The sequence below is a fragment of the Microvirga sp. GN3 genome (assembly GCF_055792825.1).
In genome coordinates this window covers 125842-151777 of record NZ_JBVVAK010000004.1, presented here as the reverse complement: position 1 = coordinate 151777, position 25936 = coordinate 125842, and the positions used below count along the sequence as shown (strand labels likewise).

The following is a 25936-nucleotide window of genomic DNA, read 5'->3' as shown; positions in this document are numbered from 1 at the left end:
CATGGCAGCCGCTGTCTGTGACCGAGGTCAGCTCGTTGTTCTCAGAGGCGGACTTTCCTTGGTGGATCGCCGGCGGATACGCGATCGGTTCGCTGTAGTATATGGGACCGGACAAGGTATCGTGTAAGCGTATTCGGAGGACGCCTTTCTGGTGGGCGGCCCTGTTCCTATAAACGCCCAGCTTATCTGTCTCCAGAAGCCGGCTCAGATGGCCCGCCACCCTCACCCAAGTACTATGCAGCCGCGAGCGCTTGTTCCATTGCTTGCGCAACGTCGACGGACAGCTCCTTGGCACGCCGTATAGCCTGCTCGAGCCGGGAAAGCTCCAGACGCCGTGATGCAATCTGTCCCAGAGGTTCACCACGAGCCTCTGCCTTTGCCAGTTCACGGGCATGATTGGCATGCATCTGCTGGAACAATGGCAAGGCGCTCTTCTTGGGTTGTGCATGAATGCACCCAAGACACACGAGTCCCTTCGGGCAATGGTCACCCGCAGGCAGCGCGCAAAGATGCGTTCCCATATCCCGCAGATCGCAGCTCCGCTCTAGATCCTGCCATTCCGCTGCCGTCGGGGCGCGCAGAACCTCCGGTCCGTGAATGGCCTGATACACGCCCCGGATGTGCCGGCGATACTCTTCCACCAGCGTGCCAGGATAGAGCTTCGCATAGATCATTACGGTATCGAGCCGCTCGTGCCCGAGAAGAGCCCGGATGACATGGGGCGGTGTGCCGTTGTTCAGGTGCTCCGAGGCGAATACACGCCGGCAATCGTGCGGCGCGATATCGAGCGGGCTTCCGTCATGGCACTTGGCCCCGGCCTTTCTCGAAAGCTCCTTGAGAGAAGCGCGAATGGAGGATCTGCCGATCATATGCGGGCGCGTCCTACCCTGAAGCAAGTAGGGCGCTCGGGGCAGGGGCTTTTGTTCGTGGAAATCGAAATGATCAACGGGCGGAACATGATCGCGCCCATAAAAGCGCTTCACATGAATGATGATCTCGGAGAGGACCTTCCCAAGGGAATCGCCGATCGGGATCAATCGGGCCTTGTCGAATTTGGAGGGTTCCACATGCAGCAAAAAGTAAGTGCGGCCACGGCTGTCGGTGCGGCGCAGAATGTCGAAGACCGTCAAGTTATGGGCTTCCTCAAGGCGCAGGCCGCTTTGCACCAGCAATTCCAGAAATGCCCAGTCCCAGAAAGCGATAGCCTCGGCACGCCAAACCTTTAGATCCCCACCTGCTTTCGCCGCAGCATCCTTTGCCCGCTGCCACTCCTCAAAGGCAACAGCACGGACCTTCGGCATCTCCCGCTCTAGGTCAATGATCCGGCGTGTCAAAGCAGCTTCCTGCCGCCGGTATGCCTGAGTCATGGCAGGCAATTGTGTCTCCCGGAAACTGAGCGGCGGTGCGGGTGGAGCATGGATTCGGAAAGGGGAGCCCTCTTCCAGTGACCAGACTGAAATGTCACTGAAGAAGGTGCGGATGGATGCCAAGTCGTGGTTGGCGGTAACAGTGCCATCGCTTGTCGCACTTGGGCCGGGGCGACTGTTGGCACGAGCTGAGGCAATAGTGTGAGGAATGTAGGCTTGCACATGGGTTGGGCGCACACCAGCAGACGACCGAACCTCAGGGAAGGTGCTGTCCATGAACCGCCAGAAGCGGACCAGACCCTGCAGCTTGGCGCGCAGCGTGGAATATCGTGAAGATATCCGATCCCGGTAGTGCAGCAGGTAATACAGGGTTACTTCACGGAACTGCTGAGGAAGGGCCGATCTGTCGATCATCTCGGGGATTGTTGGCGCCTCTTTCGGCCGGGTCCTTCGGGTGATGCCTCTCATCGGCGTTCGATTGAACACCCCGATCATGCACAGAGCGGCATCGAGAGCGTCAACACCTTTTGTATACTGCTGCTCGCGGCTGTCATCTGGATCGAACAGGTCGGCTTCCCTGAATTCCTCGACGGTCCAATAGTCGTTTGCCAAGACAATCTTCGTCGCCAGATTGATGGCTTTTACTCGGGTCGTTCCATTATACGACTGCAGTGGCAGGCCCTCGACCGCGGTGACCAGTGATTCAAGCAGGCGCCGGAGCGGTGCGTCCGGTGGCAGTAGGGTGCGGACCCAGTTGAGAGGCTTATAGTCTTGAAGGAATGTCCGCGAGGGAACAACCAGACGCATTACGAGGACTGTCAGAAACACGTCATTGACGAGATGTTTGGCTTTGCGGCCTTTGCCCTTAATGTTGTTGATCCAGTATAACTCGAACTGCGACCATCTCTGCTCTATCGTGTCGCCGGGCAGACGATCCAAGTGATCGAAGAAGTGACCGACCCCTTGCGTGATCAGGTATGCCGTCGGGTTACGTTTGCCCCGCACCTCGGGATCGTTCAGGTAGGACGCCCAACCGGCAACAAAGGGCTCTAGCGTGGCTCGATGGTAACGTGCCGAGCGCAACTGTCGCAAGTTCTCCCGATCCGGCCAGTCTCGATCAGTCATGAGCAGTCCCCTTGAACAGTCGTTCGAGTTCCGCGACAGATGCCGGGTCGTAGTCGAACGCATAGCCCGGCTCTGTGTGCGGCACGGCTGAAAGCGCTGCGCGATCTTCGAGTTGCCGGATGGCCGTGATCAATCGTTCGAAGGGAACGTCCAGATAGATCGCGGCTGTCGTCTCCGGCGATGAATGGGCAAGAAATGCCTGCACCAGTGCCAGATTGTCGGTGGTATCAAGCAGGTTCTGCGCAAAGCTATGCCTGAAGCTATGCGCGGAAACGCCGTTAATTCCTGCGCGGCGGCACAAATCCCTAAATGCGGTCTCGAAGGTCGCATAACGAAGGATTCGTCCTTTCCCGCTGCGCAAGCTGATCCAGGCGGCATCATGGGAACGCTTCCCGCGCTCGAGGCGCAAATACTCGCGGTATAGCGGCCAGAAGGCTTCACCGACCGGGACGGTATGACTGGCCCGTGCCCCTTTTAGGAAGACCGTGATTGTCCTGTTGGTCTGGTCAATATCATTGAGTGCCAGACCAAGAATGCCATGCCGGCCATGCACGTCATTCCAGTCGCCGATTCTCTGGCCAGACCACTCCAGCAAAGCCAGCAGCGCTTTATCCCGCCAGCTTCGGGCGACAGCCTCAAAATCTCGACGGGATTGAGATGGCAGGGCACTGGTCGAGGCACCCGGCGGCGCAAATCGGCCCGGGCATACCGATATCGTGCCCGCAATGGGATCTGACGCGCAGTACGGTCGATGGCCGGAACAGGATTCTTCTTGTGCATCCAGTCCGGGTTTGTCGAGCGGGATTGAATGAGGAAACCGAAGTATCCCGAGATGACGGTCAGTCGATGATTGCTGGTTGCCGGGGCAGGAGGCTTTGGCAAACTGCGCCAATGACTTATGTAATCGGCGATATCAACCGGGCCGAGCGATGCCAGGTCTCGCCCGCCAAGCCAGATATGAAAATGAGCCAATCCGAACGCATAGCTGCGCACCGTGTACGGCGAGAGGCCATTGAGAACCAGATGCTGAAGATAAGATGTTATATCGGGCTGATCATTCCCATCAGCGTCAACGACTCTGAATAGGTAAGATGCCGTCCCAGGCACTACCGATAGAACCGTCATCCAGATCCTCCTCGGTGTATCCCGAAGATGCCTCAGATTATCAGCTCGAGATGAAAATCTAGCAAAAAGCACGAGATAAGGCGTTGACACGCCTGAGGGTCAGCAGACCTGCGATGATGCCGCTGGCAACCGGTATCTCTGTGGCTCCCGGGCAGCTGAAGCCCTTTCCGCCCTCATTGGCCGGAACGGACGCGTGACCTGTGAGGAAAAGGATCGCGACCGCTATGGCCGGAGTGTCGCTATCTGTCAGGCGAATGGCCGCGAAATCAATGCCGAGCTGATCCGGCAGGGCTGGGCCCTTGAGTACAAGCAATACTCTGATGGCCGCTATGCCAATGAAGAGGCAGAGGCCCGGAACGCCAAGCGAGGGCTTTGGGCCGGGAAGTTCGTCGAGCCGTGGGACTGGCGCCGAGGCGAGCGGCTGGCCTCAGAGGCTTCGACGGGATCGGACCACAAGTGCCCCATCAAGGGCAATATCTCGAGTTCGGGAAAGATCTACCACCTGCCGGGAAGCCGGAACTATGACCGGACCGTGGTCGATGAAGGCAGTGGGGAGCGCTGGTTCTGTACGGAAGATGAGGCAAGGGCCGCCGGTTGGCGAGCCCCAGGAGGCTGAGGGGGCCTATTATGAAGCAGGTGCTGATCGCGGCTTTCGCCGCAATGGTAATTGCTGGGCAGGCAAGCGCAGCGGGTGGTCTGATTGACCAGCCCGCCAAGCGCAGCGTCGAACAGGTCAAGGAGTTCGTGGTAGCGCAGCGCAGGAGTTGCAGCGCTGCCAGCACCTGCGAAGAAGCTGTCGAGATGTGGTGTGGGGGCTATAGCGGGGCGGATAGAGACAAGGATGGCATCCCTTGTGAAAGCGTCTGCCGCTCAAAATCTCAGGTCGACGCGATCAAGCAGCGGATCGGCTGCTAGTCAGGTCCTAGTGACTCAGCTCCTCTCCAGCTTCAGGCTGGGGAGGTGTTATTTGCCTTTGTGCCATGGCTCAGGAGACGAAAGCCCTGACCATGCTGAGAGTGATCTCGATCGCTTTGGGAGTGTCAGCCTTGGCGGCGATGAAAGCTGCCTGGCGGTTGTTCAGGTAGGCTCGAACGCCAAGTCGTCTCATGCTGCCCGATCAATCGGCGGATCTCATCTGGCGGATCAATCCCCAGAACCTCGGCCAATCGGATGGTATAGGCCGCTTTGCAGATCCCGGAGGATTGCCATCGCCGATGGCGTGAGACACCGGTGCCCCTCTCAACGCCGAGCCTTGGTAAGAGGATAGGAGCCAAGAAGAGTTCCTTCGAGGCCAACGATATCCAGCCGCCACCCGGTCCAGTCGTCAATTGCCCCATCATACTCCCGTCGCAACTCACTGATGGCCTTGTGTGCTTTCTCCTTTGCGGACTTAAGATCTGGCACTTCAACGCCCGTATCGTCTGGGACGGTCTCTTGATCGTTCACGAGGTGGAAATAGCAGCGCATCACCAGCCCTCAGCAACAGGTCGTCGACCGCTGGCCTCGATGTCACCGGGGTGGGTGCCACGACCGAAGTTCGCAGCACCCGTTTGCGGCTATTGGACGGAGAAGTAATCGCCCGGGTTGTTGTGAACATCGTCAGCGTTGACATTCACCAGAGTGATGCTGTCGCCGTTGCCAAGGTCGACCACCGTGTTGTGCCCGACCTGCTGAACGCGGCTCGTAAGATCGTCAGCCGATGCGATATCGGTTCCGTTGATCCCTTTCGAGATCTGCAGGATATCCTGGCCGGCCTTGAAGTCGAGAACGACATCGTTGCCGCCGCCGCCGGTAAACACGAAGGTGTCGCTGCCGGCCCCGCCGTGAAGCACGTCATCTCCCGCGCCACCATCCAGGATATCGTCTCCGGAGCCACCACGCTGGATGTCGCTGCCAACACCGCCCTGCATCAGATCGTCACCGGAACCACCTTCGATGATGTCATGCCCGTCGCCACCGAGCTCAATGTCGTTGCCATGACCACCGCGGAGGTCGTCGTCGCCAGCACCGCCGCGTTGAATGTCATCGTCGTTGCCGCCGAACAGAACGTCATTGCCTTCGCCGCCGTCCTGGATGTCGGCTCCCTCGCCGCCGGTTAGCCAGTCGTCTCCAGAGCCGCCGGACGTCCAGTCATCTCCGCTCCCGCCAAAGATTACGTCTTGGCCTTCGTTGCCGAAGAGAGCGTCGCCACCTCCTCCGCCGAAGATCAGGTCATCACCGCCGTGCCCAAACACCACGTCCGCAGTGGCAGTGCCGTGCAGCGAGTCGTTGAACGCCCCGCCTCCTAAAGTTGCCATGTCTCGTCTCCTTGATATGCGCGTCACGTGAGAGGACGCGTCGGGTCACAAGTATCAACGTGAAGCAGGGTGCAGTGGTAAGCGCCCCACACGGAACTTATAAATCAAATCCTATGTCTGGTAAATATTCATTTCAAATTTATTAGTATTGTTGGCTTATCTTCAAAGTATACAACTAGATTTATTTCGAACAAGCGCAAGAATAATTCCGCAGCGGAACTAGAGTACAACGATCTTCGATCTATTTTATGGTTTGACTCGACGGAATGATCAGCGCTTCTGACGAGAACAACATTTCTCAGGAAAGGCGCCAGGAATAAGGATTGGGGTACGGGTGAAGGAGTGGGCGCGCCATAATTCTCTCCGCAGAACCTCACCAACTCGCGCTTCAAGCCACCCGATCCCGGAGCTCTCCCTCCCCCAGGCTCTGCAAGTCGTCGCCGCCAAGGAGGCCTCGCATCCAGACACATAGTCGAAACCGGCGAGATGCTGCTCTATCTCGCGATGAGCCGCATCCTGCTGCGGCATCTCACCCGCAAGACGAAAGATAATTACTCACCGGCCTCTCAACGGTTGAAACGTCATGAGACAATGAGAGCGCGGCTTATGCGATGGAGCCCACGTCGAACACCGGCGGCAGTTGCTCAAGGGTGCGCCTGACGGTTTGGAGGGCTTCGCTCAAGCCAAGGTGCGACAAGCGACCGCCGGTGCAAATACGGATGCCGCCAGTGTTGCTCCCGCCCACCATAAACGCGTTGGACGGAGCAACGGCGACGTGATTCTGTGCCAATGCCCACACGAGGCCCTGTTCTGTCAGCAGCTTGTGCTTTGTCGCTACCGTGCCATTCGTCAAGGTGGGGCGCCAGTTCACCAGGTCTGCTCCCTTCAGTGAGGGAGCAGCGCTCTGGTCGGGAGCGGGGCGGGTTTGGTCGCACATGGGATTGTCTCGGATAATTGTCATGGGCAACCATTACATTGCCCTAGGATTCCAGATAGCCATGAAATTCGACGAAATCGACTTGAGAATTCTCTAGGCTCTTCAGAGCGACTATCAGATGACCAAGCTTCGGCTGGCTGAAGCGGTCCAGTTGTCTCCCCACGGCATGCTGGAGCGGTCGAGCCGGCACGAGAAAAATGGTGTTTATCACTGGTTGTACGGTTCGCATCAACACGGCCAAACTCGCACACTGAACAACGGTTCCGGTCGGAATCTCTACTGGTTCGAAGTCGTGCAGACCCGCGGGCATATCGCGAACCGTGACGTCCGCCACTATCGGGTCGTGCTCAAGGCCGACTTTTCACTCGACGGTGGGTACCCATAACACGGAGCGCCGGCTTTCTAAGCGCTTCAATGACCTAGCGGTGGAGCGGCTATAGGTCTAAGGCGCGCAAGACGCTTGGAAAAATGTGTCGGGAGATTTCCACGCTTTGGCGGCTTCCATGCTACTGGCGCGGGATCTCTCTTCCCGCAAAATTTAGCCTTCTAAATCTGGCTATGCCTGAGAAGGGTCTGCAACGCTGGCGAGCGTCCCTCAGCCAAAGGCCGACTTTTCACGTATTATCCTCCAGAGAAGGGATGTCGATAGCAAGCGTGTGCTGAAGGATCTTGTCACGGATTGCCCGCTTCACACTGCCTACCGTTCTGGCCATCTCATACACCTTGTCCTGGAGAGCATTGGCCTCCGACAAGACCCGGTAGGGCGGCTCAGATGGGAGCGGCTGCGCCAAATGCTTTTCCAGCTCATCCAGCAGTCCAGCAATTCCCGTGTTGTAGTCGCGAAGCCGCGCCAACTCAGCGTTGAGCATGTTTTACACCTCTCGTGTCCTTCCGGGTGAAACCGCCCTCGTATTCCCAGTACTCGCTGCTGATCCATCGCCTCGATGGCTACCGTACGAGGACGACGTCCGACTTAGCCTTTAACCCGAGCCGAAATCTCAGCACGAGGGCAGACACCGGAACGCTGCTGTCGTTCAGCCGCTAGGCTCCCGACATCTCTGCCGCAGGCTCTGCCCTGCTTGCGCGCTCGGTGTCGGTCGCGAGCCTCGATCGCCATACGGGCCCGCTCCCGGTACCGCTCCGCAATCGGCTTCAAGGGGCCACGCTCCCGTCCAGGAAACCACGGCAGGCCGCCAGCCCGCGCGAGTTCCGCAGCAACCACTTCGATTTCATCCGGAGACATCAGGTCATTCCCAAACTGTAAGAAAATCTCACACTCGCTGCTGCATGCTGCAATGGAGATAGCCCCCTTCACACAAGCCCTCCAGTGAGTGTTGACCCGCCTAGCGCCTTTCCTTGAACCACCTTCTGAGAAGCGCAATGGCGCCGAACAGGAGCGTGCCGCCGAAAGCTCCCACGATCAGCTCAGTAAAGACATGGGTGTAGACATCATCCGGGATGTTGTTGGTAACGGCATGGTGAATTTGGTGCAACGCGACAGCCGCGATGCCGATCAGGCAGCCGAAGAGAGCAAGGCTTGACGTGCTCATCTCCTGCTCCGGTCTTGATCCTTTCTTCATGCTGTTTCACCCTTCTCAAAATCTGGCGAGACGAGCACGCTTGCGACAGAAGGCTGGTTTATGCGGGCCTTGAGACGAGGCGAGGCGCTGAACGTGATGGCTTGGCGGGGTTCAATGGCCACTTCCACGTTGGTCGTGGGATTGCGACCAGGGCGCTTGCCCTTCTGGCGCACGGTGAACACCCCGAACGACGATAGCTTCACACTCTCGCCTTGTTCAAGCGTGGCGCAGATCGTCTCGAGGACCTGATCAACCAGATCTGACGCATAATCCTTGGTCACGGAAACCCGTTGGTACACAGCCTCAGCGAGCTCTGCGCGCGTGACACTCTTGCCGGTCATCAGGACAGCCTCGCTCGAAGAAAAAGGGCTGCCGTTTCTAGCAGCCGGAGTTTGAGAGGAGCGACTTCCTCAGAGGAACGGCCTGCAGGGTAGTGCGGGCCGCGCAATGGCATTATCGTAGCCAGCAGAATATTGAAGTCTCATTGCGCCAATGTAATCGTTTACGAAATTTTCTTGATGAACTTTCCTAAAAGTTGTGACCAGGAAGACACAGGGCCACGATGCCGATGCTGCGAAGAAGCGAGTGATGCTGAAACAGGTGCAGGCGGTTTGAGGGACCGAGAACCTGAACCTGGCGAAGTCCATAAATGTGAGGGATTTTGAGATCAGGGGCTTGGCCGGTAATACGGTTGGGCAACCCTTATCCTGGAATGATCCTGTCTCAATGAAGCTTCAGTGAATACAGCACACCTCTCCACCAGCCTCATTGCAGGCTCCTGCACCATCACGGTCGGATGGATCACTCAGGCGCTCCGGGCGACCGCGCTGCGCCCGAAGTTGCTCTTGACCTGCGGATCTCCGAGCCAGTCACAGAGAGCCTCCAGAGTGAGAAAGGTATGTTCGACCTCCGCAAAGGGGGCGGGCCGCTGACCGTGCGGCAGATCCTCAAGCAGCTCCGCCGTCCAGACGGTGTTGTTGCTGCGCTCGCCCGTTCGCACGACACTGCCCATCACCTCACCATTCAGGAGGAGGTCATAGGCGCCAGGGGCGAGCTGGATCAGGCTGTAGGTCATAAGACGGCAGTGAGGATGATGGTTGGATGCTACCAAAGCTGTGAAAAAGGGGCAGAGGTCGCGGATGTCAGCTTTGTTATCGATGTAACTGTCCAGTTAACATGAAATCTCATGTTGGGACGTGTGCGAGCAATGCATGAATGTCTGATGCACGACAGAAGAACGTCTTGAGTTCGTTTCAGATCATGTCGTGGCACCGTCTTGAGGGAATGCCTCCTCGGTACGCGCTCATGAGAAGCGGCCATGGATGACGAAAAGGATCTGCTCATCACTCGCCCGCTGCCATCATTCACCGATGTCCTGGGAGTTCTTTGCCGATGGGGCAGTTTGCCCATTGCTTTCGGGCTGCTGGCATACGCAGGTCACTGAGGTGGCTCGGTTTGTCTGAACAGCGTTTTCGGTTCGCTAAGTGGAGCGCCTGCCGGGATTACGCTGCCGCGAGTTGCGGCAGCGGATTGAAATAAGCCTGATCGGGTGTGCTCCGGTCAAGGCTCGAATGAGGCCTCCGGCCATTGTAAAAGGTCAGATAGCGGCCAATCGAGGCGCGGGCCTCGGACACGCTGTCATAGGCTTTCAGATAAACCTCCTCGTATTTGATGCTGCGCCACAGGCGCTCGACAAACACATTGTCGCGCCAGGCGCCCTTGCCGTCCATGCTGATCGCGATCTCGTTCTTGAGCAGCACGCTGGTGAAGTCGTGGCTGGTGAATTGACTTCCTTGATCCGTGTTGAAGATCTCAGGGCAGCCGTAGCGGGCCAGGGCTTCCTCCAGCGCCTCAATACAGAAGGCTGCCTCCAGAGTGATGGACAGCCGCCAAGACAGTACGCGCCGACTGAACCAGTCGACCACCGCCGCGAGATAGACAAACCCGCGAGCCATGGGGAGGTAGGTGATGTCCATGGCCCAGACCTGATTGGGCTTTGTCACCGGTAGCTTACGCAGCAGATAGGGATAGATCTTGTGTCCCGGTACTGGCTTTGAGGTGTCGGGTTTGCGGTAAATCGCTTCGATGCCCATGCGCTTCATCAGGGTGGCGACGTGAAGGCGTCCGATCGTAAAGCCGTCCGCCATGAGAAGGTCGCGCAGCATCCGGCTGCCGGCAAAGGGATAGTCGAGATGCAGTTCGTCCATGCGCCGCATCACGGCCAAATCGGCTGCTGAGACCGGCCGAGGCACATAATAGACGCTGCCCCGGCTGATCCCGAGCGCCTCGGCCTGCCGGGCCAGCGGCAGATCATGAGAGCGGTCGATCATCGCTTTGCGCTCGGCAACAGTCCGGCTTTGCCGAGCGCGCTTTCCAAAAAATCATTGACCAGAGTGAGCTCGCCGATCTTAGCGTGCAGGGTCTTCACATCCACCGGCGGGGCGTCAGTTCCAGCCTTGGGCTCAGGCCCAAACACTCCGGCCGCTCCGTCCAGAAGCTGCGATTTCCACTGAGTGATCTGGTTTGGGTGCACGTCGAACTGCTGGGCCAGTTCGGCCAAGGTCTTCTCGCCTTTCACAGCAGCAAGGGCCACTTTGGCCTTGAAAGCCGGAGAGTGGTTCCGGCGCGGTCGCTTGCTCATAGCTTCTCCTGTTCGACAGCCATTCTGGCTGCGGTCAGGCAGAAACTCCACTTATCTAACTGTCCAAATTCTCCGAGCCAGCTCTCACCTCATCAGCTCATAGGCCTATATCCTATGACACGTGTGGCGAAGAGAAGATTGCCGCTGTCGAATCAGATGTTCACGAGGGCAATCGCCGAGTGCTCACCCGTTTGATGCACGATTAATGCGCGGAGCGAGCATCAAGCGGGATCATCTGCACCGCTCGGCCCGATGCATCGACAATCTCCAGCCGCCATCCCTGCCACTCGTCCGAATTGGACGGATCCTGATCCCGTAGCTCTTCGACGGCCTCCATAGCCGAGACCACGGCCGCCTGAATACTGGCCGTCTCGATGCCCTCCTGATCGCGGATCATGGTCTCGCCATCAGTGAGATTGAAGTAGTAGCGTACTCGTCCGGGCCCATCCAAAGAACCAGCCAGCGGGTCGGCTTCGATGAAGCCGTCGGTCGGCACCACTTTGCTCTTGGTAAGACTTGTCACGGATTGAACGCCTTACTGAATGACTGACAGTGAAAGATTGGCAAGATCCACCCAGCCGGTGCAGGTTGGGATCTCAGGGGCAAGGTAGACGCGGCTTCCATCGACCCGCTGGACCCGGCATGGATAGGCTCTCTTGTCTCCTGGAGGGCGGTACAAGACCAGGCTTCCAACAGCGACCTCCTCGTGCGGCGACGCAGGATCGGAGCCAGCTTGAGGGTTCTGGCTCACCTGCTCGATCTCGGTCGGATCAAGAGTGTGAGCCTGCTTGACTGTCCGGACGCGCTCGAGAGTAGCGAGGGCGAGGCGCGCCCGCTCGCGGTAACGATTCATGACCACCTTCAGAGGACCGCGCTCCTCACCTGAGTGCCAGGAGACCCCACCCGCTTTGGCAAGTTCGGCCGCCACGGCCTCTACTTCATCATCAGTCATCGTCAGCCCTCCTTAGACCTAACTAGAGCTCGTGCCTGGGATGAAAAGCAACATGTGCTTCTAGTGTTGACGTCATGCACGCAAGCTCATAGGCCATCATTTTTCAAGTTCATAGCCAGCATAGAAGATGAAGCGGAATTCAAAGTCTTTCTCTGTTGAGATCAAGACGTCCCGTGTGCAAGGTCACCGTAGCCATCTTCCGCCAAGGCGTTCGTTCACAATTGTTCCAAATGAGCCTACGAGGGTTCTCCAGAAGAAAGAACCTCAAGCTGTCGCTAAACGAGTGGTAGTCCCTCGGATTCTGCCGAGCATCCTTGAGCCCGTACTAGACGCTTCTGAGCCCGTTCAGTCTGTTCGCCGCAAGCGCTCTTCAGTGGAGGCTCATCAGGAACAGAGCGAGTTCGATCCGATGGCCACAGCCTCTGAGGATGTGAAGGACGTGCACGCGCGAGCGCTGGAACCTGCGGGTGCCGTGACGCCGACCGAGATCACTCCTGCCGCTGAAGAGGACGCAGCGCCCGTCCATGACGTTCAGCCGGCACCGGGAGAAAGTGTGAAGGCCAAGTCACGCAAGCCTCGGAAGAAGCGTTCCGGAGCTGTTGCACAGATGATGGCATCCAACCCCACCCCAGGACCAGTGCGCATACTAGAGGCCGAGATGATTCGGCCACCGATGGTGACATCGTCGAAGGCGGCCGAGCTTAGGCTGATCAACCGTCTGGCTAAGGCTGCGCAACTTCCGAGGCACGAGCGTTGGAAGCGGCGCCTCCATCCGACTGCTTGGTGAGGCTACCAGCCCAAGAGGCAAGTTGGTGTGACCGATGATTCAACAGCATAGCCGCTGCTTCGTTCTGTCTACCTCACTCTCGTGCAGTTGCGACCATCTGCTTTCGCGGCATACAAGGCTCGATCCGCGCGATGCAGAATCGAGTTCCTGTTGTCCTGGGGCAGGGCTTCCGTGAGCCCGGCGCTGAACGTGTAGGCAAGGTCAACAGTATCCTCTTCACCTCGGACTAGCGGGAAGTCTGTCCTGAGATGGTGCAAGGTTCCGACAGCCGCCTCAAGGCTGATAGACGGTAGCAAGATCAGAAATTCTTCGCCGCCGGTTCGACCAATGGAGGTTTCAGGGTTCAGTCTCTCACGGCATACCGCTGCAAAGTTCTGCAGCACCACATCGCCGACTTCGTGGCCATAGCGATCGTTGATCGACTTGAACCAGTCGAAATCGATCAGGGCGACACACAGGCTGGAACCTTCGTGCTGGTGGTCTCTAAGACGCTCGTCAAGGATCTCAAGGATATAGCGGCGGTTCGGCAGGCCTGTGAGAACGTCGGTCCTGGAGGCAAGGAGAGCTGCGTCGTGCGCCTGTCGCAGGGACCTCTCGTCATGCTTCAGCGCCGTAATGTCAGCCCCCACTGTGAGCAACCAGCCGTTCGGCAGGATGGTGTGATCCATCCAGAACCAGCGGCCGTTCACAAGGTCAGTCTGGAATGACTTACGCGGGACGATCCGGCGCCGGGCGAGGGTCCTGGCAATGAAAGCCTCCACATCGCCATCATCGATCCTCACCCCACGCCCGTGCGCGTGAGCGTAGCGAAGGATGTCGGGGAAGGTGAACGGGCCTTCATAGTCGCCCAGGAACATGTCCTGGTAAGTCTTGTTGGCATACCTGAGCCGGTCTTCTGCATCGTAGAGGCAAATCGCCTGTCCGCTTTCGGTCAGTGTCTCCACCAGATGGCGAAGCGTTTCGTCGTCCAGATCAGCAACAAACCCAGGCATGCCATCAACCGTTATAGACTTGTATCAGACCCATATCAGCTCATGGGTGCTCGTCTATCCGTAGAAACCCTCATGCCATCGGGTCCGAGGGCCGTCATTCTCGTGCCATTCAATGCAAAAAGCCGCGTCTGGTTCTTATGATGAACCAAGACGCGGCCCACCGGCCCGCAGTTGCCCCTACGGGAAGCTGTTAACATAAAGTTAACCTTGGCGGGAATACGGCCCAGCTTCGAAGATTATGGGGTCGTTCTGTGAAAGCGCACTGCCCAATTGGCACTGCTGACTCTCTGGTCCTGATTGGCCCCGGACCGGATACGCTGAAGCGCTCCAAGAGGGTGGTTTTTCTTTTGCCCACAATGCGTCGTGTCCGAGCGCATACTCAGCCCTTTGCCCGACGGCGACCCAGATTAGAGTGCTGATATTCTCGGGCATTTTGTATTTGGTCTGGATCTTTACGCGAGCGCCGTGCTCCTCCGCTGCAGGCTTTAGAAGTTTCATCCCAGTTAATCAGAAGGTAGAGAATGTTCATGCATCGGCTCGAGCGGCAGAAGAATAAACTTCTAAATTTCGTTTGAAGCGATGAGATTACTGGAACGATTTATGCTCGCGGTTATAATAACCAAAGGTGCAGAGCTAATCGACCTTCAGAAATATGGCACGCTGTCATTCGCGCTCATCGCGCAAGATGATTATTGGTATCCTTCTTTTCTGGCTCACGGTCGGAACGGCTGTCGCAGGCAGGATCGCTTATTTCGATCAGATTTCCGCGCCTGCATCGGCAAAGCCGTTATGAAAGAAGCTTCAATCCTTCTCAATGATCTAGCAGAGCGGGGGCAGCCTGCTCATTCTTTGGAACGAACTGATCTGCCTCATTGAGAGCGTTGATTGCGCGGTTCTTTTGATGCGCAACTTCGCTTGCAGTGCCAACGGATGCTCCGATCGCAATAATCAATGGCCCATCTTCAGGCAGGGGGACGCCACGTGCAACATTCCAGATGGTTGTATGCGAGCTCTTCTGATCGTCCCTCGAAACATTGCTGATCGCGACAACCGGCGTCTCGGGACGCAGGCCATTCTCGATCAGGCGCGTCGCCAGCTTGGATGCGGTACGCCGGCCCATGTAGACCACCGTCGTTGCCTGTGGGTCGGCCAAAGCGCCGATATTCAAGTTTTCCGGAAGATCTCCATGCCGGTCATGAGCGGTGATGAACTGGACCCTTTGGGCATGATCGCGATGGGTCAGTGATACGTTGAGCGAGGCAGCTGCGGCACTCGCAGTCGTGATGCCAGGAACGATGCGAACCGGAACGCCAGCCTCCCGGCAGGCGGTGACTTCCTCGCCGGTGCGGCCGAAGATGGCGGGATCCCCACCTTTGAGGCGGACGACACGTTCACCTGCAAGCGCCAGATCGACAATCAGGGCATTGATGTCTTCTTGGCGGCAGGATGCGCCATGGCCCTCCTTGCCGACATGGACCCGTCGGGCCTCTCGCCGGGCCAGCTCAAGAATGCCAGGCGTGACGAGGCGATCATAGACGATCACATCGGCCGCCTGAAGTTCGCGCATCGCTTTCAGAGTCAGAAGTTCGGGATCGCCTGGGCCTGCACCGACGATGACGACCTCGCCGAGCACCCGCCCCTCCGAAGCGCCACCACGCGCTTCGTATGCGAGTTGATCCAGTGCGCCGTCCAACTCACGCTCATGAATTCTGTTCGTGAAGGCGGCATCCACGAACTGTTCCCAAAACCGGCGTCGATTCTGTTTCGAGGGCACAATGTCCCGCAGGCGATCACGAAAGCCTTTTGCCGACTGAGCCCACATGCCGAGAGAAGAGGGCAGGACGGCTTCGACACACCGGCGGATTGCCTGGCCCAGGATGGGAGCGGCTCCATCGGTCGATATGGACACGATGACGGGAGCGCGGTTGACGATGGTGCCGAACTGGAAGTCGCAGAAGGCAGGCTGATCGACGATGTTGACGAGCGTGCCGTGCCTGCGTGCCGTGTCGGCAAAGAGTTCGGCTTCCTGTCGATCCTCGATATCCGCTACGACAACGGAGACCCCGACAAGGTCGGTCTCGCGCCAGGGCCGGTGCACCAGGGTAAGCCGCTCCGGGTCGTTCTGGGCGAGCGCAAGCAGTTCAGGCGAGGGATCCTCGGCAAGGATCCTGACGGTGCCGCCGGCTGCCGCGAGAAGTTCGACTTTCCAGGCGATCCCATCGGACCCGCCCACTACAAGGATCGAGCGCCCGGCGAGATCGACGAAGATCGGCAGCTTCGGGAGGGTGTTGAGGCGCGCTAGGCGCCGATCCTCAGGGCGCAGGGGCCCGTTCATTCCGCCGCCTCGGCCAGAGGGCCTGTATTGGCGTGAAAGTCCGGCCCATTGGCTGTCGCGGCGACAATGCCAGCGCGGATGACGAAATCGCCGAACCGTTCGGCGGGCTTGCGGCCATGGGCATAAGCCGCAAAGAGCGGATCGAGAGTGGCGACGATCTCATCGTGCTGCAGGTCGGCAGCATAGAGCTTGGACAGACGGGAGCCGTCGAACGCGGCGCCGAGATACAGATTGTACCGCCCGGGACCTTTGCCCACGAGACCGATCTCCGCGATATACGGGCGGGCGCAGCCATTCGGGCAGCCGGTCATGCGGATCGTGATCTCGTCCTCGGCAAGACCCCGAAGGTTGAGGCGCTCCTCAAGGGCCGTCACAAGCGACGGCAGATAGCGCTCGCTTTCGGCCAGCGCCAGGCCGCAGGTTGGGAGGGCCACGCACGCCATCGCATTGCGGCGCAACGCCGTGGCATGGCTCGTCAAGCCGTATTCCTCCACGAGCGCTTCGATCTCCGGACGCTTCTCGGGCGAGACATCGGCCACGATGACGTTCTGGTTCGCGGTCAGGCGGAACTCGCCGTCATGAACCTTTGCGATCCGGCGGAACCCCGTCATGAGCGAGGGACCGTCCGGGATGTCGCGCAGGCGGCCGTTCTCGATAAAGAGCGTCAGGTGGGAGCGGCCGTCTTCGCCCTCAACCCATCCGTACCGATCGCCATTGCTGTCGAAGCGAAACGGCTGCGGCTTGCGCAAGGCTTTGCCGATGCGCCGTTCGACCTCGGCACGGAATGCGTCGAGGCCGCGATCCTCGATGGTGTACTTGAGGCGTGCATGCTTGCGGAGCGTACGGTCGCCCCAGTCGCGCTGCACCGTCACCACCGCTTCCGCCACAGCCCGCGCATCCTCGGGCCGGCAGAAGCCCAGCACGTCGGCCGTGCGGGGATAGGTATCTTCCTCGCCATGGGTCATGCCCATGCCGCCGCCGACCGTCACGTTCCAGCCTTTGATCTCGCCTGTCTTGTCGAGGATTGCGATGAAGCCGAGATCCTGCGCGAAGATGTCGACCTCATTCGACGGAGGGACGGCCACTACAGTCTTGAACTTGCGCGGCAGGTAGGTCCGGCCGTAGACGGGCTCTATGACTTCCTCGCCACCGACGACCTTCTCGCCGTCAAGCCAGATCTCGCGATAGGCCGGTGTCTGCGGCAGGAGATGGTCGGAGATCGACCGGGCGAGATCGAGAGCGGCCTTGTGGGCGCGGGACTGATGCGGATTGGTGGAGGCCAGCACATTGCGGTTGACGTCGCCGCAGGCGGCGAGGGTGTCGAGAAGGGCCGTGTCGATGGCCTTCATCGTCGCCTTCAGGTTCGCCTTGATGACCCCATGAAACTGGAAAGTCTGCCGGGTCGTCAGGCGCAGGGTTCCATTGGCATAGTCCTGAGCGATCCGGTCGAGCTGGAGCCACTGGGCCGGCGTGCAGACGCCGCCGGGAATGCGCAGGCGGATCATGAAGGAATAGGCCTTCTCGAGCTTCTTCTTCGTGCGCTCGGCTCGCAGATCCCGGTCATCCTGCAGATACATGCCGTGGAACTTGACCAGCTGCTGGTCGTCCTCGGTAATCGCCCCGGTCACGACGTCGGTGAGGCCTTCCGCAAGCGTGCCGCGGAGATAGCCGCTCGCCTCTTTGATGCGCTCGTTGCGCGAGAGTTCCTTGGACATCGTTTCGCTTCTCAATAGACGTCTTGGTGATAGCGGCGGCCGCGCTCAAGGTCGCTGACGGCGAGCTCGGCAGCCTCCGGCGAGATGGCCTTCACGTCCGCGAAGGCTGCGACGAGTGCCGCGCGGATATCCTTCGCCATGGCCTTGGCGTCGCCGCAGACATAGAGCTGGGCGCCATTATCCAACCAGTCGATGACGTCGCGGCGGCGGTCCCAGAGACGATGCTGGACGTAGACCTTTTCCGGCGTATCCCTGGAGAAGGCGAGATCGACCTGGGTCAGCGATCCGTCCTTCAGGGCGTCCTGCCATTCCAACTGATACAGGAAGTCGTGCGTGTAGCGTCGGTCGCCGAAGAACAGCCAGGATCTGCCGCTGGCTCCAACGGACCGCCGTTCCTGCACGAAGGCGCGGAACGGGGCAACGCCCGTACCCGGACCAATCATGATGATGTCGGTGGAGGGATCGGGCAGCCGGAAATGCTTGTTCGGCTTCAGGCGAACTCGGGTTGCCGCGCCCGCCTTGAGGCGATCGGCCACGAAGGTCGAGGCGACACCACCACGTGCACGACCATGCGTTTCATAGCGAACAGTGGCGATGAGCAGATGGGCTTCGTCGCCGACATCCTTGCGCGAAGAGGCAATGGAATAGGCCCGCGGCGGCAATGGGCGCGTGAAGGCCGTGAGTTGCTGAGCGGTCAAGGATGCGGGAAAGGCCTCGATCAGATCAATCAGTTGGCGCCCCTCGGTCCAGGCGCGAGCCTGCCCCTTGTCCAGAAGCTTGCGCACATCTACATGCCCCGTCTCGGCAGCAAAGGTTTCGAGCGTCTTGACGGAGAGCGTGGTGATATCCCGCTCGGTCGTCAGGGTGGCGCGCAGAGCGTCATCGCCACCGAGTCCTGTGGCCGCAAGAACGGATTCGACAAGGGTCGGATCGTTTTCGGGGAAGAGTTCAAGAGAGTCGCCGGGCTCATAGGCTGGAGCTCCGCTGTCAAAGCCGAGCGCCAGGTGAACGGTCTCTTTGTCGGAGCGGGAAGAGTTCAGATTGACATGCTCGAGCACTTCGGCGGCCACCGGTTCGCGGCTGATCTCAGTGCTGGCACGGGAACTGAAATCGACGGCCACCACGTTGCCGGAACTCTCTTGCGCCGGAGCAAAGGCTTCGAGAGTGCTCTTGATCCAGGCCGCTGCCGGAGCGTCAAAGTCGAGATCGCAATCGATCCTGTCGACCGCGCGCGCCGCTCCAAGTTCCGCAAGCCGTGCATCAATAGCTTTGCCGACGCCGCAGAACTCGGCATAGGCGGTGTCGCCCAAGGCCAGGACGGCGAAGCTCGTGCCCTCAAGGCGCGGCGCCGATCCCCCAATCAGGTCTGCATAGGCTCGGGCGGCGCGGGCCGGCGGCTCGCCTTCGCCCCAAGTGGCGGCGATCACCACCAGCCGCTCATGCTTGGGCAGATCGGCAATGTCGAGATCGGCGAAGTCGATAATCCTCGGCTTGAAGCCGCCCTTGCGGGCGAGCTTCGCCACGTCCTGCGCCAGCCGCTCCGCATTACCGGACTCACTGGCAAAGAGGATCGTGAGAGGCTCTGCCGCGCGGGCTGGCGCATCCACGCGGGGGAGGGGCGTTTGACCTGCGTCGATCCCGGCGAGAAAGCCGGCGAGCCACGCGCGCTGGATCGGCGAGGCCGCACTCAGGACACGATCGAGGCTGAGCCGATCGTCATCTCCGAAGGGCGCTGTTTGGGGCAGAAGGGCTGATGCTGACATGGCTCGAGTGTCGCGCGGGGCTCCAGTGCAAGTCAATGGAATGTTCTTTTTAAAGAACGACGCCTGATAGAAACTTCTTTTCTCAGGGTCTCAAAAGAGAGAAGAGAATTCTGTTCATCTATGAACATAGGAATATATGACAAGCGCGGATCTTCGTTACGCCGTTGTCTCGATCGGCAGCGCTGTCGTGAACTTCACCCGCTCGACGCTGAAGCGAGAGCTGACCTTCTTGAGCGGAACGATCCCGATCAAACGCTTATAAAACAAGTCATAAGCCTTTACGTCCGAGACAACGACGCGGAGTATGTAATCGACATCGCCGGCCATCCGGTGAAACTCCACGACCTCGTTCATGGTCGCAATCGCATTAATGAACTGGTCGATGGCTTCCTGGGTATGATCGCCGACCTCGATGCACACGAAGACCGTCAGGCCGAGCCCCAGCTTTTCAGGATCCAGAAGCGCGACCCGTTGCTGAATCACGCCCTCGGCTTCAAGACGCTGAATCCGCTTCCAGCATGGCGTTTGAGATAAACCGACGCGATGGCCGATGTCTGCGACAGAAAGCGTGCCATTCTGCTGAAGAAGGTCCAAAATTTTTCGGTCGATGCGATCCATCTCTGCATCCCGCCTTTTATCGAATAGAATTTCTTTCGTTCTGTCTTCCGGTGAATAAATCTTCTCTACTTGGGATAACTTGACCTATTGACTGGCCAGCCATCCCTCCAGCTCAGAACGACGCGACCTTGACATCGTTCGTTATTAAGAACAAGTTCGATTTTGCGCTGCGGAGGTTTTTGCGATGGATTTGGGCTCAGGAGGCGTGCGAGCCGACACTTTGGCCCGCGCCATGAAGGACGCCAGCCTTCCCGAGAGACTTGCTCTCGCCTCGCGTTCGATCGCGGGCCGGTTGGTCTTTACGACGAGCTTCGGTCTCGAAGATCAGGCGATCACCCATGCGATCTTCAGAGCGGGCCTCGACATTCACATTGAACTCGTGACCCTCGATACCGGTCGGCTGTTTCCTGAGACCTACGATCTCTGGGCGCAGACAGAGGAGCGTTACGGCCGCCGGATCAATGCCGTCAGTCCTGATCGTGCTGATCTGGAGAGCTTAGTAGTACGCCAAGGCATTAACGGCTTCCGTCATTCCGTCGAGGCTCGCAAAACCTGCTGCGATGTTCGCAAGGTGGAGCCCCTGGGGCGGGCTCTGACCGGGGCCGCAGGCTGGATCACGGGTCTGCGTGCCGAACAATCGGCCTTTCGCGCCGCCGTGCCGTTGGCGGCGCAGGACGCCGGCTATGGCCTGATCAAGGTCAATCCCCTGGCGGATTGGAACCGGCAGGATCTCGTCAGGTATGTCACTGACAATGCCGTTCCTTACAACCCACTGCACGACCAGGGATACCCGTCCATCGGCTGCGCACCCTGCACCCGGGCGGTCCGCTTGGGTGAGCCCGAGCGTGCGGGGCGCTGGTGGTGGGAGCAGGAGGCCAAGAAAGAGTGCGGCCTGCACCTCGTGCCGACCCATCAAATTCAGGAGCATTCCCATGACCAGCAGGCGTGAGGCAGAAAGCGTGCGCCACGCAAAGCTGCCCGATCCTCAAAGTTCCGTATCCGGGGGCAAGCTGCTTCGGTCCGGCCTGACGCATCTCGATCGCCTCGAGGCGGAGAGCATCTACATCATGCGCGAGGCGGTCGCTGAAAGCGACAATCCTGTCATGCTGTATTCGATTGGCAAGGACTCGTCGGTCCTGCTGCACCTGGCTCTCAAGGCCTTCTATCCGGCCAAGCCGCCATTTCCGCTCCTTCATGTCGACACTACGTGGAAGTTTCGCGAGATGATCGCGTTCCGGGATCGAAGAGCGAAGGAACTGGGGCTCGATCTCTTGGTGCACACCAATCCGGACGGGCTTGCCCGCAACATCGGTCCGATCAGCCACGGCTCCGAGGTCCATACCGATGTCATGAAGACCCAGGCGCTCAAGCAGGCGCTCGAGCGTTATGGCTTTGACGCCGCTTTCGGTGGCGCCCGCCGCGACGAGGAGAAATCGCGCGCGAAGGAGCGCGTGTTCTCGCTGCGCAACGCCCATCATCGCTGGGATCCCAAGCGCCAGCGGCCGGAACCATGGCAGCTCTACAACGGCCGCAAGCGCCGCGGCGAGAGCCTGCGCGTCTTTCCGCTTTCGAACTGGACCGAACTCGACATCTGGCTCTACATCCACCGGGAGAACATCCCCATCGTTCCGCTCTATTTCGCGGCCGAGCGTCCGGTCGTCGAACGGGACGGCATGCTCATTCTCGTCGACGATGAGAGACTGCCGCTTCATCCCGGTGAGCAGCCACAGCTGCGATCCGTCCGGTTCCGGACGCTCGGCTGCTATCCCCTGACGGGCGCCGTGGAAAGCACGGCTGCCACGCTCCCCGACATCATTCGCGAAACACTCGAGGCGCGCACATCCGAACGCCATGGGCGCGCCATCGACAAAGACACGGCAGCGTCCATGGAGCGCAAGAAGCAAGAGGGCTACTTCTGATGACCGTTCATCCCGCACCCGAGAGTTTCATGCTGGAGGACTATCTCGCGGCCCATGAACGGAAGAGTTTGCTCCGCTTCATCACCTGCGGCTCCGTCGACGATGGCAAGTCCACGCTGATCGGCCGTTTGCTGTACGAGTCCAAGCGTCTGTTCGATGACCAACTCGCAACGCTTGAGCGTGACTCGCGCAAGCATGGAACGCAGGGCGGCAACATCGACTTCGCGCTCCTGGTGGATGGTCTTGCAAGCGAGCGCGAGCAGGGAATTACGATCGATGTCGCCTATCGCTTCTTCTCGACCGATAGGCGGACCTTCATTGTCGCCGATACGCCCGGCCATGAACAGTATACGAGGAACATGGCAACGGGCGCCTCGACGGCTGATGTGGCCATCCTTCTGATCGATGCGCGCAAGGGCATCACGCGCCAGACCCGCCGTCACGCCCTTCTCGTGTCGATGCTCGGGATCCGCCATGTCGCCTTGGCCATCAACAAGATGGACCTCGTGGAATGGTCCAAGGAGAGATTCAAGCAGATCGGTGAGGAGTTCCGGGCCTTCTCGGTCAATCTGGGCCTCGATCAGATTGCCGCCATTCCCTTGTCGGCTCTGCACGGCGAAAACGTCGTCAAGCCATCGTCGCAAGCATCCTGGTATGCTGGGCCGACGCTGCTCTCCTATCTCGAAACTGTCGAGGTCGAGCAGAAAGCCGATGCGGAGCCGTTCCGCATGCCGGTCCAGTGGGTCAACCGACCCAACCCGGACTTTCGCGGCTTTGCCGGCTTTGTCACCAGCGGCCGTGTCAGGTCCGGCGACCGGGTGCGAATCCTGCCCTCCGGACTGGAGACATCCGTTGCGCAGATCGTGACGATGGACGGAGAGCTGAATGAGGCCGTTGCCGGTCAGTCCGTCACGCTCACCCTGTCCGACGAGGTGGACATCTCGCGAGGTGACGTCATTGCTTCCGTGAAGAGGCAGGCTCAGGTTGCTAACAGGATCGAAGCCCGCCTGTTCTGGATGGCGACGGAGCATCTGAAGGAAGGTGACCAGTTTCTGTTGAAGATCGGTGCAGCGTCAGTGCCTGCAAGGGTCGTCCGTGTGCGTCAGAGGATCGATCTTGCCTCGCTCGCCTCTGTGCCCGTGTCGTCGTTGGGAGCCAACGACATCGGCACTGTCGTTCTTGCTCTGGACCAGCCCATCGCCTTCGATCCCTATGTGGAGAGCCGTCGCACCGGCGGCTTCATCCTCATCGACCGGGAGAGCTTCGACACAGTGGCAATCGGGCTAGTGGATGGCGCAGTGGCCGAGCAGCCGGTCAACCTCCAGGTCGTCCGCAACAATGCTCCGCTGGCCTGGATCAAATGGTCCGGCGAGCAAAAGCGGCGCAGCGCTCTCAAGGCCATGTCGTGGCGGGTCATCGGATCGGTTGCGACCATAGGTGCAGCAATTGTCCTGAGCCAGGATATCCGCTTAGCCGCGGCTATTGGCGCGACCGAGGTGGTGACCAAGCTCGTGCTCTATTACGGCCACGAGCGTCTGTGGGCCCGCATTAGATATGGCTTGTCCGTTGCAACCGGCCAGCACGGCGGCGGTCCCCAGAGTTCCGGCGCCAAGTAGGTACCGGATCCCTTTCTGAAACACCAATCATCATGACAAACGCCTGCTGAGCCACCGAGGAGACGCAGCCGGCCAGGTTGAAGGACGAACAATGAGCACGCGCTCACGCCGAAGCCGGCCCCTGCATGCGGATACCCGCCTTGTCCATGAAGGCACGCTGCGGTCGGAGTTCGGCGAGACCTCCGAAGCGCTCTTCCTCACCCAGGGTCATGTTTATGCCAGCGCGGAAGAGTGTGAGGCCCGTTTCAAGGGAGAGAGCCCAGGCTTTCTCTATGCCCGCTTCTCGAACCCGACGGTCACGATGTTCGAGCAGCGCATCGCTTCCTTTGAAGGGGCAGAGTCTGCGCGCGCCACGGCAACCGGCATGGCCGCCGTGACGGCGGCTCTCATGGGCCTGCTGCAGGCAGGCGACCACATCGTCGCCGCACGCGCCCTCTTCGGCTCATGCCGCTATGTCGTTGCCGAACTCCTGCCGCGGTTTGGAGTGGCAGCCACTTTGGTCGATGGAACGGATCTCGATGCGTGGCGCAAGGCCGTGCGGCCGGAGACGAAGGTCTTCTTTCTCGAGAGCCCGGCCAATCCCACCCTGGAGGTCATCGACATCGAAGCCGTCGCCGGTATTGCGCGCAACGCCGGGGCGAAGCTGGTAGTGGACAACGTGTTCTCATCCCCCATCTGGCAGAAGCCGCTGCAACTCGGAGCTGATTGCGTCGTCTATTCTGCGACCAAGCACATCGATGGACAGGGGCGCTGCCTTGGTGGCGTCATTCTTGCGTCCGAGGAGTTCATCCAGACGCACGTCCATACGTTGCTCCGGCAGACGGGCCCTTCGATGTCTCCCTTCAACGCTTGGGTGCTTCTGAAAAGCCTGGAAACACTTCCCCTGCGCGTCGAGCGTCAGACCCGGACGGCGGCCACCGTGGCGGACGCGTTGGCAGGACATGTCAAGATCCGGCGCCTGATCTATCCAGGCCGCGCCGATCATCCGCAGGCCGATATCATTGCCCGACAGATGACGGGAGGCTCGACCTTGATCGCGCTCGAGATCGAAGGCGGCAAACCAGGGGCCTTTCGCTTCCTGAACGCCCTCGATCTGATCCGGATCTCCAACAATCTCGGCGATGCCAAGAGCCTCATCACCCATCCAGCCACGACGACGCACCAGCGCTTCACAGCAGAGGAGCGTGCGGAAATGGGAGTCTCGGAAGGTCTGGTCCGACTCTCGGTCGGCCTTGAGCATCCCGGTGATCTGATTGACGACCTGACGCAGGCTCTCGAGCAGGTTTGAGTGCCTACTTGCCGTGGCTTTCGTCCGTAACGACGGGTCTGCCAGAATCCTGCGTCCATTCCGACATCGAGCCGTCATAGAGCGTGACATTGGGACGTTGCAGCACCTGCGAGAGCACGAACCAGTTCGTTGAGGCGAGGTGACCGGTGTTGCAGTAGCTGATCACAGGCCCGGACGGAACCATTTCGAAAAGCTGCTTCAGTTCGGCGACGGGCCGCAAACGTCCCGTTCCAGGCTGGAAGGCTCTGCTATGATCCAGGTGAACGGCACCTGGCAGATGACCGGCTCGCACGACCTGCGGGCTCTTCTCACGCCCGTCGAATTGAGCCTGTGAGCGCCCGTCGAGAAGCGTTGCATCGGCATTTGTGACAGCCTTCGCGACAGCATGAATCTCTGCTCGCAGATTCCCTGTCAGCTGCACGGGATAAGGTTGACCTACTACCGGGGTAGGTAGCCCGGTTTCCCCTGGGCCGCCTATTTCCCGCCAAGCTCTGAAGCCTCCGTCGAGAATCGACACCTGTCTGTGACCCACGGTTTCCAGCGTCCAATAGACCCGAGCGGCGGCGCTGAAATCGGAAGCGACTTCCCCGGCCGAGACGATAACCACATGATGCTCGGGCGTCATTCCGATGCGGCTCAGCAGGGCGGACAAATGGGCGGCATCAGGCAGCAGGCCGCCAGCGCCACCTTCGGCGATCCGCCAGCCATCGGCGGCGTAGTCGCTGTGGATAGCACCGGGAATGTGCCCAGCCTCGAATGCTTCCTGGCCGCCGCTCTCCGTCGAGCGAATATCTACGATCACAAGCGAGGAATCGAGGAAATGATCGGCAAGCCATTCGGCTGAAATGAGGGGTGAGGCCGTCATGACAAGGGCCCTGA

The 25936-nt window shown here is 59.6% G+C and carries 29 protein-coding genes and 2 pseudogenes; 10 read left to right on the top strand and 21 right to left on the bottom strand.

Features of this window, described 5'->3' with window-relative positions:
- Positions 1 to 233: 233 nt before the first annotated feature.
- The 3 genes and pseudogenes from ACS5Q1_RS03940 to ACS5Q1_RS03930 all read right to left on the bottom strand — a co-directional run.
- Positions 234 to 2492 (bottom strand): tyrosine-type recombinase/integrase, encoded by a 2259-nt coding sequence (locus ACS5Q1_RS03940; RefSeq protein WP_473096965.1) that lies wholly within the window; start codon positions 2490 to 2492, stop codon positions 234 to 236.
- A complete protein-coding gene (locus tag ACS5Q1_RS03935; protein ID WP_473096964.1) occupies positions 2485 to 3384 on the bottom strand; it encodes a tyrosine-type recombinase/integrase in 900 nt (299 codons plus the stop codon). The genes ACS5Q1_RS03940 and ACS5Q1_RS03935 overlap by 8 nt, the downstream gene beginning before the upstream one ends.
- A pseudogene (locus tag ACS5Q1_RS03930) lies at positions 3357 to 3617 on the bottom strand (site-specific integrase); the annotation flags it as partial. The pseudogene ACS5Q1_RS03930 and the gene ACS5Q1_RS03935, both read right to left, overlap by 28 nt.
- Before the next feature lie 91 nt (positions 3618 to 3708).
- Between ACS5Q1_RS03930 and ACS5Q1_RS03925 the strand changes: the two are divergent.
- The 3 genes and pseudogenes from ACS5Q1_RS03925 to ACS5Q1_RS03915 form a co-directional block, all read left to right on the top strand.
- A pseudogene (locus ACS5Q1_RS03925) lies at positions 3709 to 3984 on the top strand (thermonuclease family protein); the annotation flags it as partial.
- A gap of 54 nt (positions 3985 to 4038) precedes the next feature.
- Positions 4039 to 4233 (top strand): sunset domain-containing protein, encoded by a 195-nt coding sequence (locus ACS5Q1_RS03920; RefSeq protein ID WP_473097006.1) that lies wholly within the window; start codon positions 4039 to 4041, stop codon positions 4231 to 4233.
- Positions 4234 to 4244: 11 nt separating this feature from the next.
- Positions 4245 to 4532 (top strand): excalibur calcium-binding domain-containing protein, encoded by a 288-nt coding sequence (locus tag ACS5Q1_RS03915; protein ID WP_473096963.1) that lies wholly within the window; start codon positions 4245 to 4247, stop codon positions 4530 to 4532.
- 70 nt (positions 4533 to 4602) lie between these two features.
- Here ACS5Q1_RS03915 and ACS5Q1_RS03910 read toward each other — a convergent pair whose 3' ends face one another.
- From ACS5Q1_RS03910 to ACS5Q1_RS03895, 4 genes are all read right to left on the bottom strand, one after another.
- Positions 4603 to 4725, bottom strand: coding sequence for a hypothetical protein (locus ACS5Q1_RS03910; protein WP_473096962.1), 123 nt, complete (start codon positions 4723 to 4725; stop codon positions 4603 to 4605).
- Positions 4726 to 4856: 131 nt separating this feature from the next.
- The gene (locus ACS5Q1_RS03905; protein ID WP_473096961.1) at positions 4857 to 5084 is read right to left on the bottom strand and encodes a DUF6894 family protein; all 228 of its coding nucleotides are present in this window, start codon (positions 5082 to 5084) and stop codon (positions 4857 to 4859) included.
- A gap of 89 nt (positions 5085 to 5173) precedes the next feature.
- Positions 5174 to 5914, bottom strand: a complete 741-nt coding sequence (locus ACS5Q1_RS03900) for a calcium-binding protein (protein ID WP_473096960.1) — start codon at positions 5912 to 5914, stop codon at positions 5174 to 5176.
- 604 nt (positions 5915 to 6518) lie between these two features.
- A complete protein-coding gene (locus ACS5Q1_RS03895; protein ID WP_473096959.1) occupies positions 6519 to 6851 on the bottom strand; it encodes a hypothetical protein in 333 nt (110 codons plus the stop codon).
- 118 nt (positions 6852 to 6969) lie between these two features.
- On the opposite strand from ACS5Q1_RS03895, the gene ACS5Q1_RS03890 reads away from it, so the two are divergent.
- Positions 6970 to 7236 carry a dodecin family protein gene (locus tag ACS5Q1_RS03890; protein WP_473096958.1) on the top strand — a complete coding sequence of 89 codons (267 nt, stop codon included), beginning with the start codon at positions 6970 to 6972 and terminating at the stop codon, positions 7234 to 7236.
- A 229-nt stretch (positions 7237 to 7465) separates the two neighbouring features.
- Here ACS5Q1_RS03890 and ACS5Q1_RS03885 read toward each other — a convergent pair whose 3' ends face one another.
- The 5 genes from ACS5Q1_RS03885 to ACS5Q1_RS03865 form a co-directional block, all read right to left on the bottom strand.
- Positions 7466 to 7720 carry a hypothetical protein gene (locus ACS5Q1_RS03885; RefSeq protein ID WP_473096957.1) on the bottom strand — a complete coding sequence of 85 codons (255 nt, stop codon included), beginning with the start codon at positions 7718 to 7720 and terminating at the stop codon, positions 7466 to 7468.
- Positions 7721 to 7824: 104 nt separating this feature from the next.
- Positions 7825 to 8094: a hypothetical protein gene (locus ACS5Q1_RS03880; protein WP_473096956.1), complete on the bottom strand. Its 270-nt coding sequence runs from the start codon at positions 8092 to 8094 to the stop codon at positions 7825 to 7827.
- Between the two features lie 100 nt (positions 8095 to 8194).
- A complete protein-coding gene (locus ACS5Q1_RS03875) occupies positions 8195 to 8401 on the bottom strand; it encodes a hypothetical protein (RefSeq protein WP_473096955.1) in 207 nt (68 codons plus the stop codon).
- 26 nt (positions 8402 to 8427) lie between these two features.
- The gene (locus ACS5Q1_RS03870; protein WP_473096954.1) at positions 8428 to 8772 is read right to left on the bottom strand and encodes an integration host factor subunit alpha; all 345 of its coding nucleotides are present in this window, start codon (positions 8770 to 8772) and stop codon (positions 8428 to 8430) included.
- A gap of 464 nt (positions 8773 to 9236) precedes the next feature.
- Positions 9237 to 9506, bottom strand: a complete 270-nt coding sequence (locus tag ACS5Q1_RS03865) for a hypothetical protein (RefSeq protein WP_473096953.1) — start codon at positions 9504 to 9506, stop codon at positions 9237 to 9239.
- Between the two features lie 243 nt (positions 9507 to 9749).
- On the opposite strand from ACS5Q1_RS03865, the gene ACS5Q1_RS03860 reads away from it, so the two are divergent.
- On the top strand, positions 9750 to 9875 hold the full coding sequence (locus ACS5Q1_RS03860; protein WP_473096952.1) for a hypothetical protein: 126 nt from the start codon (positions 9750 to 9752) through the stop codon (positions 9873 to 9875).
- Between the two features lie 58 nt (positions 9876 to 9933).
- Here the strand turns inward: ACS5Q1_RS03860 and ACS5Q1_RS03855 are convergent.
- The 3 genes from ACS5Q1_RS03855 to ACS5Q1_RS03845 form a co-directional block, all read right to left on the bottom strand.
- Positions 9934 to 11072 (bottom strand): IS3 family transposase gene (locus tag ACS5Q1_RS03855; protein ID WP_473096951.1). Its coding sequence is split into 2 segments (ribosomal slippage): positions 9934 to 10805 and positions 10805 to 11072, totalling 1140 coding nucleotides; the frame shifts between segments, so codons are not numbered across the junction.
- 202 nt (positions 11073 to 11274) lie between these two features.
- The gene (locus ACS5Q1_RS03850; protein ID WP_473096950.1) at positions 11275 to 11595 is read right to left on the bottom strand and encodes a DUF6894 family protein; all 321 of its coding nucleotides are present in this window, start codon (positions 11593 to 11595) and stop codon (positions 11275 to 11277) included.
- A 12-nt stretch (positions 11596 to 11607) separates the two neighbouring features.
- Positions 11608 to 12024, bottom strand: coding sequence for a hypothetical protein (locus ACS5Q1_RS03845; protein ID WP_473096949.1), 417 nt, complete (start codon positions 12022 to 12024; stop codon positions 11608 to 11610).
- Between the two features lie 409 nt (positions 12025 to 12433).
- Between ACS5Q1_RS03845 and ACS5Q1_RS03840 the strand changes: the two genes are divergently transcribed.
- A complete protein-coding gene (locus ACS5Q1_RS03840) occupies positions 12434 to 12811 on the top strand; it encodes a hypothetical protein (RefSeq protein ID WP_473096948.1) in 378 nt (125 codons plus the stop codon).
- Positions 12812 to 12879: 68 nt separating this feature from the next.
- Here the strand turns inward: ACS5Q1_RS03840 and ACS5Q1_RS03835 are convergent, their stop codons facing one another.
- The 5 genes from ACS5Q1_RS03835 to ACS5Q1_RS03815 form a co-directional block, all read right to left on the bottom strand.
- Entirely contained in the window at positions 12880 to 13803 is a 924-nt protein-coding gene (locus tag ACS5Q1_RS03835) for a GGDEF domain-containing protein (RefSeq protein WP_473096947.1), read from the bottom strand.
- A gap of 811 nt (positions 13804 to 14614) precedes the next feature.
- Positions 14615 to 16138, bottom strand: coding sequence for a siroheme synthase CysG (cysG, locus tag ACS5Q1_RS03830; protein ID WP_473096946.1), 1524 nt, complete (start codon positions 16136 to 16138; stop codon positions 14615 to 14617).
- Entirely contained in the window at positions 16135 to 17853 is a 1719-nt protein-coding gene (locus ACS5Q1_RS03825; RefSeq protein ID WP_473096945.1) for an NADPH-dependent assimilatory sulfite reductase hemoprotein subunit, read from the bottom strand. Before ACS5Q1_RS03825 ends, cysG begins: the two co-directional genes overlap by 4 nt.
- Positions 17854 to 17864: 11 nt before the next feature.
- Positions 17865 to 19616 carry a diflavin oxidoreductase gene (locus ACS5Q1_RS03820; protein ID WP_473096944.1) on the bottom strand — a complete coding sequence of 584 codons (1752 nt, stop codon included), beginning with the start codon at positions 19614 to 19616 and terminating at the stop codon, positions 17865 to 17867.
- A 156-nt stretch (positions 19617 to 19772) separates the two neighbouring features.
- Entirely contained in the window at positions 19773 to 20234 is a 462-nt protein-coding gene (locus ACS5Q1_RS03815) for an Lrp/AsnC family transcriptional regulator (protein WP_473096943.1), read from the bottom strand.
- Between the two features lie 184 nt (positions 20235 to 20418).
- On the opposite strand from ACS5Q1_RS03815, the gene ACS5Q1_RS03810 reads away from it, so the two are divergent.
- The 4 genes from ACS5Q1_RS03810 to ACS5Q1_RS03795 all read left to right on the top strand — a co-directional run bounded on the left by ACS5Q1_RS03810 (position 20419) and on the right by ACS5Q1_RS03795 (position 25057).
- Complete coding sequence (locus tag ACS5Q1_RS03810; RefSeq protein ID WP_473096942.1) at positions 20419 to 21183, top strand: phosphoadenylyl-sulfate reductase; 765 nt, start codon at positions 20419 to 20421, stop codon at positions 21181 to 21183.
- Complete coding sequence (gene cysD / locus ACS5Q1_RS03805; RefSeq protein WP_473096941.1) at positions 21167 to 22153, top strand: sulfate adenylyltransferase subunit CysD; 987 nt, start codon at positions 21167 to 21169, stop codon at positions 22151 to 22153. Before ACS5Q1_RS03810 ends, cysD begins: the two co-directional genes overlap by 17 nt.
- Positions 22153 to 23769: a sulfate adenylyltransferase subunit CysN gene (cysN, locus tag ACS5Q1_RS03800; RefSeq protein ID WP_473096940.1), complete on the top strand. Its 1617-nt coding sequence runs from the start codon at positions 22153 to 22155 to the stop codon at positions 23767 to 23769. Before cysD ends, cysN begins: the two co-directional genes overlap by 1 nt.
- Positions 23770 to 23860: 91 nt before the next feature.
- Positions 23861 to 25057, top strand: coding sequence for an O-succinylhomoserine sulfhydrylase (locus ACS5Q1_RS03795; RefSeq protein WP_473096939.1), 1197 nt, complete (start codon positions 23861 to 23863; stop codon positions 25055 to 25057).
- A gap of 4 nt (positions 25058 to 25061) precedes the next feature.
- On the opposite strand, the gene ACS5Q1_RS03790 is transcribed toward ACS5Q1_RS03795, so the two are convergent.
- Positions 25062 to 25922 carry a sulfurtransferase gene (locus ACS5Q1_RS03790; protein ID WP_473096938.1) on the bottom strand — a complete coding sequence of 287 codons (861 nt, stop codon included), beginning with the start codon at positions 25920 to 25922 and terminating at the stop codon, positions 25062 to 25064.
- Positions 25923 to 25936 lie beyond the last annotated feature (14 nt).